At 40.6% G+C, this 9,709-nt stretch carries 8 protein-coding genes and 2 tRNA genes; 3 read left to right on the forward strand and 7 right to left on the reverse strand.

The window, feature by feature from the left end; translation table 11 throughout:
* The first annotated feature begins 24 nt into the window (after nucleotides 1-24).
* From tesB to GW828_RS18860, 3 genes are all read left to right on the forward strand, one after another.
* Nucleotides 25-885, forward strand: a complete 861-nt coding sequence (gene tesB, locus GW828_RS18850; protein WP_124018004.1) for an acyl-CoA thioesterase II — start codon at nucleotides 25-27, stop codon at nucleotides 883-885.
* Nucleotides 886-895: 10 nt separating this feature from the next.
* Nucleotides 896-1,297 carry a YbaY family lipoprotein gene (locus tag GW828_RS18855; RefSeq protein WP_124018005.1) on the forward strand — a complete coding sequence of 134 codons (402 nt, stop codon included), beginning with the start codon at nucleotides 896-898 and terminating at the stop codon, nucleotides 1,295-1,297.
* Between the two features lie 101 nt (nucleotides 1,298-1,398).
* Nucleotides 1,399-2,634: an MFS transporter gene (locus GW828_RS18860; protein ID WP_273059889.1), complete on the forward strand. Its 1,236-nt coding sequence runs from the start codon at nucleotides 1,399-1,401 to the stop codon at nucleotides 2,632-2,634.
* Nucleotides 2,635-2,638: 4 nt separating this feature from the next.
* Here GW828_RS18860 and GW828_RS18865 read toward each other — a convergent pair whose 3' ends face one another.
* The 7 genes from GW828_RS18865 to GW828_RS18895 form a co-directional block, all read right to left on the reverse strand.
* Nucleotides 2,639-4,012 (reverse strand): sigma-54-dependent transcriptional regulator, encoded by a 1,374-nt coding sequence (locus tag GW828_RS18865; RefSeq protein ID WP_273059890.1) that lies wholly within the window; start codon nucleotides 4,010-4,012, stop codon nucleotides 2,639-2,641.
* A 2-nt stretch (nucleotides 4,013-4,014) separates the two neighbouring features.
* Nucleotides 4,015-5,811, reverse strand: coding sequence for a sensor histidine kinase (locus GW828_RS18870; RefSeq protein ID WP_273059891.1), 1,797 nt, complete (start codon nucleotides 5,809-5,811; stop codon nucleotides 4,015-4,017).
* Nucleotides 5,812-5,901: 90 nt separating this feature from the next.
* The gene (locus GW828_RS18875) at nucleotides 5,902-7,299 is read right to left on the reverse strand and encodes a TRAP transporter large permease (RefSeq protein ID WP_124018009.1); all 1,398 of its coding nucleotides are present in this window, start codon (nucleotides 7,297-7,299) and stop codon (nucleotides 5,902-5,904) included.
* Nucleotides 7,299-7,958, reverse strand: coding sequence for a TRAP transporter small permease (locus GW828_RS18880; RefSeq protein WP_165870169.1), 660 nt, complete (start codon nucleotides 7,956-7,958; stop codon nucleotides 7,299-7,301). Before GW828_RS18880 ends, GW828_RS18875 begins: the two co-directional genes overlap by 1 nt.
* 65 nt (nucleotides 7,959-8,023) lie before the next feature.
* Nucleotides 8,024-9,043, reverse strand: a complete 1,020-nt coding sequence (locus tag GW828_RS18885) for a TRAP transporter substrate-binding protein (protein WP_124018011.1) — start codon at nucleotides 9,041-9,043, stop codon at nucleotides 8,024-8,026.
* A 463-nt stretch (nucleotides 9,044-9,506) separates the two neighbouring features.
* Nucleotides 9,507-9,582, reverse strand: a tRNA-Ala gene (locus GW828_RS18890).
* A gap of 36 nt (nucleotides 9,583-9,618) precedes the next feature.
* Nucleotides 9,619-9,694, reverse strand: a tRNA-Glu gene (locus GW828_RS18895).
* Nucleotides 9,695-9,709 lie beyond the last annotated feature (15 nt).

The raw sequence follows: 9,709 nt of genomic DNA on the forward strand, positions 1-9,709 counted from the left end.
AATCCATGTTATAGAGAAGGTGTTATGAGTCAGGTATTAAACGATTTACTGTCATTATTGTCACTTGAGAAGATTGAGCTAGGTTTGTTTCGTGGTCAGAGCCAAGATTTAGGCTTTGGGCATGTGTTTGGTGGCCAAGTGATGGGACAAGCGTTAAGTGCTGCAAAACAAACGGTGAGCGAAGACCGTCATGTACATTCATTACATTCATATTTCTTACGTGCCGGTGATGAAAAGTTACCGATAATTTATGATGTTGAAAATATGCGTGATGGTGGAAGTTTTAGTGCGCGCAGAGTAAAGGCTATTCAGAAAGGGCGACCGATTTTTTACATGACCTGTTCATTCCAAAGTGTTGAACAAGGCTTTGAGCATCAAGATGTGATGCCGGATGTCCCAGGACCTGAAGGTTTATTAAATCAGCAAGAACTTGCAATGACAATGCGTGATAAAGTACCTGCGCAAATGCTCGAAAAGTTTATGGCTGATTCTCCGATTGAAATGCGCTTAGTTAATCCTCTACATCCCATTACACCAAATGCGACAGAGCCTAAACGCTATGTATGGTTACGTGCCAATGGACAAATACCTTCGGATCATAGTATTCAAGAATATTTACTGGCTTACGCATCGGATTTCAACTTTCTAGCCACAGCGACTCAGCCACACGGGGTGTCTTTTTTAACACCAGGTATGCGCATGGCCACTATTGATCATGCTATGTGGTTTCATCGTCCATTTAATATGAGCGAATGGCTACTTTATTGTATTGATAGTCCTAATGCTGGCGGTGGACGTGGGTTTGTTAAAGGACAGTTTTTCGATCAGCAAGGACGTCTTGTGGCTTCTGCCACACAAGAAGGTTTACTCAGAATGACCAAGTAGGATGCTAAAGATGATTTTATTTAACAAAGGGATTCAATTCGCGCTAGTGGTTTTGATTGCCATGATGCTCAATGGTTGTGTGACAGTTGAGCCTGAAAAACCGGTAATCGTGAACGGTTATGCCGGATATGCCGAAAAGATTGCTTTGCCACAGGGGTGTAAGATCAATATTGCCTTGATTGATTTTAATACTCCAGGTGCGATTATTTCTCAAAAAAACTTTGATATTGCCAGAGCGCCTGTTCCATTTAAATTTACTTTGCCTGCCAACCTCATTAACAGTGGAGTCGATTATGGTGTGGTGGCAATGATCACCTATCAAGGCAATGCAATTTTTCAAACTTATGATAAGTTTCGTGTGATCAATAACGGTCAATTTACCACTCAAGTGTTAATGAAACGCGTTAAATAGCCACTTCGTAATCTCGCTCACAAACTGTTATCCCCGCCATTGATTGATTAACGTGGCGGGTAGTAATCTTTTGCTACTTTAATGTGTTGTTTAGGTTGTTTATGCCAGAGCTGATCTTGAATCATCGTTCGGATGCGCAAACGCGCTTAATTTGGGCTTTGTGTATCGCTTCTATTGTGGTTTATATTAATTTGTACACAGTGCAAGGCATGCTGCCGTCAATTGCTGAGAATTTTGGCGTGTCGGGTGCACAAGCGACTTTGGTGCTCTCTGTTACCAGCTTTACCCTAGCATTTTCATTGCTTTTTTATGCCGTGTTGTCTGACAGAATAGGGCGATTAGCCCCGATAGTGCTCAGTTTATGGCTATTAGCAGCATCGAATATTTTGTTAGTTTTTGCCCAAACGTTTGATGATTTACTTATGGTGCGCTTGCTACAGGGGATTTTGTTAGCGGCGGTGCCCGCAATTTCGATGGCATATTTTAAAGAGCAATTGGCACCTTCTTTTATGCTCAAAGCCGCTGCTGTATACATAATGGCTAACAGTATGGGCGGCATTGCAGGGCGAATTTTTGGCGGTTTAATGGCACAAAACTTGTCATGGCAATCGTCTATGGGGTTGGTTTTTGTGGTAACGCTAATAGGGGTTGCATTGGTGACATACTTATTACCACGCAAAGAGATAAAACCTAAAGTGATTAAGCAGAAAGTGTCTTTACTGCGTAAGGTAAAACAAGACATCGATGGTTTTATGTTTCACTTATCTGATCCGCAAATGCGTTTGGCCTATATGGTTGGTGGCTTAGCCTTTATGATGATGGTTAATCAGTTTAGCTTTATTCAGTTACATATTATGGCTGAGCCTTATGGGTTGAGTCGTTTTAATGCAACCTTGATATTTTTATGTTACTCAAGCGGCACTTTTGCGTCTTATTTGTCAGCTAAGTGGATTATGCGATACGGTTCTATGCCATTATTTAGAGTGGCATTATGCTTAATGGTTGCCGGTACTTCATTGACCTTAGTCGATACACTGGCTGCCATTGTGATTGGCTTTTTGATCAGTGCTTGTGGATTTTTTCTAACTCATAGCTGCTGTAATTCGTTTGTTGCCATTCGTGCAACCAGTCATCGAGCTAAGGCTACGTCACTTTATTTATGCTGTTATTACCTTGGGGCCTCCTTAGGCGGACCTTACTTAATGTTGTTTTGGCATAAAGCAGAATGGAATGGGGTGGTAGTGGGTTCTATGACGCTTTTGGCATTGTTACTAGTCGCTATTTGGCGTTTAGGAATACATCAACAGCATGCTGCTGATGTATCTATCGCCGATTAACAGGTTAATTCTCGATAAACTGTTTACGGTCTAAGTCAAATTTGCGCATTTTGTCGTATAAGGTTTTACGGGGGAGCTCGAGCTGTTCCATGGTTAATTTTATGCTGCCTTTATTATGACTTAAGGCTTCTTCAATCAACATACGCTCAAAAAACTCTACTCGCTGCTGCAACGACATACTGGTATGTATGGTTGTATTGCTTTCTAGATTACCAGCAAAAGCGGCCTCAGCGCCCAGTAGAACATAGCGTTCAGCTAAGTTACGTAATTCACGCACATTACCCGGCCAATCATGTGCGGTAAGCACCATGGTTTGTGACGTATTTAAGGCAATAAGTGCTTTATGGTATCGAGCCGATGCAATTCTAGCAAAGTGTAAAAACAGCAGTGGAATATCTTCTCTTCTATCTCTTAGCGGCGGAATAACAATAGTGACCAAGTTAAGACGATACAATAAATCTTGTCTAAATTTGCCTTCTTCACACAGCTGCTGCAAGTTTAATTTTGTTGCAGCAATGACTCTGATATCTAAGTCTATTGGTGTGTTTGAGCCTAGTCTTTCAACTTTGCGCTCTTCCAACACGCGTAATAATTTCACCTGCAACGCCATTGGAGTACTTTCTATTTCATCTAAAAGTAGTGTACCGCCATTGGCATATTCGAATTTGCCGATACGGCGTTTGTCTATGCCGGTAAAAGCGCCTGATTCAGCACCAAAGAGTTCGCTTTCTATGAGATTTTCAGGAATAGCACCACAATTAATTGCGACAAAATTGGCTTTGTTACGGTAGCTATGGTCATGTAAATATCGGGCGACTAACTCTTTACCCGCACCGGTTTCACCTTCAATCATAATATCGGCGGGAGTATCTAATACTTGGTCTATAAGGTGGCGCATTTTCATTACGCTAGGGCTGTTTCCTAAAATACGCGGGCCAGGAGCAATGTGAGATTCAAGTTCGCGCTTAAGCTTGCGGTTTTCTAAAGTTAACGATCGCTTATCTAGAGCACGTTTGGTGACATCGAGTATGTGTTCGTTATTAAAAGGTTTTTCGATAAAGTCGTAAGCCCCTTTTTTCAATGCGTCGACAGCCATTGCTATGTCACCAAAGCCAGTTAACAGTACAACAGGAAGATCACTGTCTTGTTGTTTCAGTTGTTGTAATAAACTCAATCCATCAAGTAATGGCATATTGACATCAGAGATCACAATACCTGGCCAGTTAGCGGTAATGTGACTGGAAATAGACTGTGGGTCTGTGGTGGCTAAGGCACGAATATTTTCGAGTTTGAATAATTGTTGCAACACGATACCAATATGAGGTTCATCATCAACAATAATGACTTGATAATCGTTGATGTCTTGTATTTGAGTCACGTTTAAACTTCCTCACGTAAATAAAGAGGCAAAATAATATGGAAAATAGCGCCACCTTGAAGGGCGTTTTCGACTGTAATAGAACCTTGCATAGATTCGATAATCCGTTGCGAGATGGACAAGCCTAATCCTAATCCCTGACGTTCGCTGGTGGTATAGTAAGGTTCAAAAATTTTGCTCATTTGGCTTTCTCTCACACCCGGACCACTGTCTTGGATACTGATGTTTACCTTATTATCGCAATAGACTTCGATACGTAATTTTCGTTCGGTAGATTGTTGCATTGCGACAATGGCATTACTGATAAGATTAACCAATACTTGCTGTAATCGCACGCTGTCACCCCAGATTTGACACTTACCCTGTAGGAGTTGCAACGACAGTTTAATACCTTGCTTGTCTATTTCAGGTTGAACAATTGTTAATGCTTGCTCTATCGATTTTGTTATATCAGTGGCATTGTCTTTACCCTGAGACTTACGGGTAAAGCTTTTAAATTGGCCAATAATATCAGCCAATCTATCGGTTAGTTCGATCATGATTTTGATGTTATTACCGGCATCGTCAAGCATATTTCGACCGATGAAAGTTTGGGTATTTTGTGCGTAACTTCTTAGTGCCGCCAGAGGTTGATTTAGTTCGTGATTAATACTGGCTGACAGGCTGCCTATGACGGTCAGCTTTGCAGCTTGAATCAGTTCGTCTTGAGTGTCTTTTAATTGGGTGTTGGCTTGCTCAAGCTCTAAGGTGCGCTCTTTTACCCTTTGTTCAAGTTGATTTTGTGCTTGACGCATTCGGCGTAAATTTTTACGACGTTCAATGTTATAAAGAATAAATAATGCCAGTAATAAATATAGCGTGGCAGCCAATAGCAATATCTGTGGCAAAGACTCATATAAGGGCTTCATTGGTGCAAGGACATGAACGTTCCAATTGGCATTAGGCATAAATTGATGACGTTCAAGGTATTTTTTTTGCCCTTCAAAGGATGATATTTGGTAAACCTGAGCAGCATGGGAGTTACCAATCTTAAAACTAGGATTGACACTAAGCTCACCAATGGGTCTATTGGCGTAACGTTTTGAAGAGTTGAGTGCAAAACGTTTGGCCTGTGTCAGCGGTGATAATGAATTAAATCGCCAGCTATTGATACTTGATAGAAACACGATATTGTCTGGATCGCTGATCATAAATTCATATTGGCTTGCGATGGCAATGCCACTACTTTGTTGTTCAATTAACCCAATATCAACTTTAACAACGACTACACCCAAGACTAGACCATTGTGATAAACCGGGTTAGCAAAATAGAAGCCGCGCTTATTTGATGAAGTACCGACGGCATAATAACGTCCTGATTTACCTGATATCGCTTCGATAAAGTAGGGTCTAAATGAATAGTCATGATTAATAAAAGAATTCGGCTGAGCCCAATTGCTGGCGGCAATAGCGACTCCGAGCGCATCGGTCAGGTAAATATCAGATGATTCGGTGACTTGCTGTAATTCAGATAAGTAAGCGTTCAGCTTTTCAATAGTTTGAGAGTTTTGTTGATCGAGTAACCCCTGTTCTAATATAGGGTTTTGTGCCAGTACGGCTGGAATATTCTCGTAGTGTGACAGTGCGTTATCGATAAAAATAACCAGTTCATTGATTTGCTTCTCAGATTGCTCTGCAATATTTTTCGTGCCTTGTTCAAGTACATACCAATAAGTCATTTTAAGAGTGAGTAATAATCCTATGATGAGCATGATGCTTACTAAAATATTACGTTTCTTGATGGTAAAAAATGAAAGCATGAATATTACCAATTAGTTGTGGTTATTTTGAGTCATGAATAAAAAAACGAGCCTTAATCAAGGCTCGTTTATAATACGCGAATTATCAAGCTAGTAGCCGTTTAATTTGTCTATATATTCCGGTAAAAATAGTGAAATTTGTGGAATATAGGTAATTAACATCAAGAAACCGAGTAATAATACCAACCAAGGTAAGCATGACTGAATGACCCATCCCATACTTTTACCCGTTATTCCCGCAGTGACAAAGAGGTTGAGTCCGACGGGGGGGGTGAGCATTCCTATCTCCATGTTAACCACCATAATGATCCCTAAGTGGATAGGGTCTATACCCAGTTGCGTTGCGATAGGGAACAGAATGGGCGCCATAATGAGCAAAATGGCAGAGGGCTCCATAAAGTTACCTGCGGCTAACAGCAGTAAGTTAACAATGATCAAAAATCCCCAGGCAGGCAAACCCAATCCGACAATGGCTTCTGCAATAATGTGCGGAATGCGTTCGGTGGTTAACACGTGCGCAAATAGCATGGCATTAGCAATAATAAATAGCAGCATAATACTGACTTTTGCGCCGTCACGAACCACATGACGAATTTCTTTGTCGGTAGGTGTTTTTATCACAGCAAGTAACATGTAGCCGATATTGCGAAATGAGGCTCCGATTAAAGACTCTTGTTGATTACGCCAAGCCACATTTTTAAGTGGTCCAATATCTCGATAACCAAATACCGCAATAAAGTAAGCGTATACACAGGCTACTGCTGCAGCTTCTGTTGGGCTGGCGATACCACCATAAATTGATCCGAGTACAATAATAATAAGTGCTAAACCGCCAAGAGCTTTAGCACTTGATATCGTTAGCGCTTTTACGCCAGGAAAAGGGCGTGAAGGTAGCTTTTTTATTCTTGCCACAATGTAGATGGCCAGCATTAAAATACAGCCCATCATTAATCCTGGTATCAGACCTGCCATAAACATTCTAGCAGCAGATACTTCAGTTGCAGCGGCATAAACCAGCATCACAATTGAAGGTGGGATTAAAATACCTAAAGTTCCTGAGGTGGTAATCACTCCAGCAGCAAATTTTTCAGGATATCCAGCTCGTACCATGCCAACAATTACAATTGAACCAATTGCAGCAACAGTGGCAGGTGACGATCCTGATACGGCGGCGAACAACATACAAGCCATAACGGAGGCCATAGCAAGACCACCGCGGATATGACCGACACTGTCCATAGCGAAGTCGATAATACGCCTAGCGACGCCACCAGTAGACAAAAATGCTGACGATAAAATAAAGAATGGAATAGCTAATAAAGTGTAATGTTCTGATGTTGATTCATATAGTTTAAGCACAATTGAGGCGAGTGAGTCGTTTGAAAACAACAAAATCGTCAACATGCTTGAAAAGCCTAAAGCAATAGCAATCGGCATACCAATCATCATACATATAAACAAAGCGATAAAGAGTGTGGCTATAGTCATTATTTCGCGTCCTTATCATTTTCTCGTTGTTGTTCGGATGATGTGGATAGCGCTGCTTCATCAATTAAATGCATACTGTCTTTAGCTTCATCGGCCAATTGAAAGCCGACTGCTTGGTTTTTTAGAATAGCGATAAACAATTCTATAAAGCGCCAGGTGAGCATTGAAAATCCGATAATGAGAATACTTTGAGATAACCAAATCGGCACGGCACCATCGTCTACATCGATGCGCAATGTTTCCCAAGCAAAATCGGGATCTAGCTGTTGAATTAACCATACTGGAAAGTCGATATCTTCCATCGGGATACCAATTTGGTACATTTGACTAAGGTAGTCCCAAGCCCCTTTTAAAAACATCGCACAGTAAATAATGCAACATAGACATGCAAAGATCGCTACCGCTTTCTGAGGTTTGCCTGACAATTTAGACACAAAGGCATCAACGCCAATATGTGCACCCACTTTGACACCATAAGACATGCCAAATAGTACAAACCAGCCACATAAGGTTAGGGTGAGTTCTTGGATCCATAAGAAACCGGTATCGAAAAAGAAACGAGCAATAACTTCGCCAAAAACGAGCAATGTCATTAATGTAATCAAAAGATTAAGAAAGCCTTCTTCAAAATAACCAAATAGTCTTGAAATCACGGTCATACTCCTTAAATAAAAAAGGGTGGTACTAACGCTGAATGCATTCAGTACCACATCAAGTATTTAGACTATTTAGTGTTAGCCGCGACAGCAGCATCAATCATGTCTTTGCCAATTTGATCTTCAAACTTAGCCCAAACTGGTTTCATAACATTAATCCACTGTTGGCGTGCAGCAGGGGTTAACGTGACGAGTTCAGAACGCTTAGAGTCAATAATCGCTTGTCTATCTTCATTATCTTTTTCTGAGGCAATTTTGTTGCCAAGGGCAATCGCTTCATCCAGAGATGACTTAAAGATGGCACGTTTTTCTGCTGGTAAGCCTTTCCAGAAGGTATTTGATGTCACCACCATATAATCTAAAACACCGTGATTACTCTCAGTGATTTGACTTTGCACCTCATAGAATTTCATTGAGTAGGTATTTGACCAAGTATTTTCTTGACCATCAATTGCGCGGGTTTGTAATAAAGTAAACACTTCAGAGAATGGTTTTTTTACTGGAATGGCACCAACAGCATCAAACTGAGCTGCAATCACGTCAGAGGCCATGATACGAAACTTTTTGCCTTTAGCATCTTCTGGTAATGCTAATGGATCGTTTGCTGAAAACTGCTTCATACCGTTGTGAAGATATCCCAGACCAACAACGCCTTTACGGTTCATTGAGTTGAGTAATTTCTGGCCTGATTCTGATTGCTGAAAACGATCAACCGCTGCCATATCTTCAAATAAGAAAGGTAAATCGAAAATCTGTAGTTTTTTGGTAAAACGCTCAAATTTAGACAATGATGGTGCAACAAATTGCACATCGTTTAACAGTAATGCCGCCAGCTCATTGTTATCCCCAAATAACTGTGAGTTTGGGAATACGTTAACAATGTATTCACCTGGTAGGCGCTGTTCAACTAACTCTTTAAATTTCAGCGCCATCTGTCCTTTTGGCGTGTTCTCTGCAACCACATGCGAAAATTTAATTTCTATCGGTTCAGCAAAGACATTAAAGCTCGCAGCAAGGATTGAGGCAATCGTTGCTAGCTTAGCCATTGATTTTAGAGGTCGAGTAAAGGCACTTGTTGATTTTTTCATATAATTAACTTCCTTTTTTTTTAGTGTTTTATTTTTCCTCAGCTGGTGACTTGCTCCAGAACAAGTACGCCATAAACGCTTATGAGGATAGTTAAAACATAGCAAGCATTGGGCCAGAATGTTAATTATTTGTAACTACATGATATTTATTAATTTAAATTTACATAGGAAAAATAGAAATCATTTTGTGTGTGGATAGTCACACACATTCAATAAAGCAATGGGTGGAATGTCACACATTTTCTTATGATGTTATCGAGATCTAATAAGTGGGGGAGTAGCTGAAGAATAAATTACTGAAGATTGAGTAAGGTTGATTATGTATTCTTGGTAAACCAGATAATCAATGATATCCATATCTCGATAGAATAGACAAGAAATCGCAAATACAAAAAAACCACCATGAGGTGGTTTTTTGTTTTTAATGCAAAAATGATATTAAGCATTAGTACCAATTATTAATTGGTGGAGCTACACGGGATCGAACCGTGGACCTCTTCACTGCCAGCGAAGCGCTCTCCCAGCTGAGCTATAGCCCCAAATTTTAGTTAATAGACACCAACATTTGAAAAATATGGTATCCCATAGGGGATTCGAACCCCTGTTACCGCCGTGAAAGGGCGGTGTCCTAGGCCTCTAGACGAATGGGACACAGTTGATACGTTA

Source organism: Shewanella vesiculosa, from assembly GCF_009994065.1.
GTDB lineage: Bacteria > Pseudomonadota > Gammaproteobacteria > Enterobacterales > Shewanellaceae > Shewanella > Shewanella vesiculosa.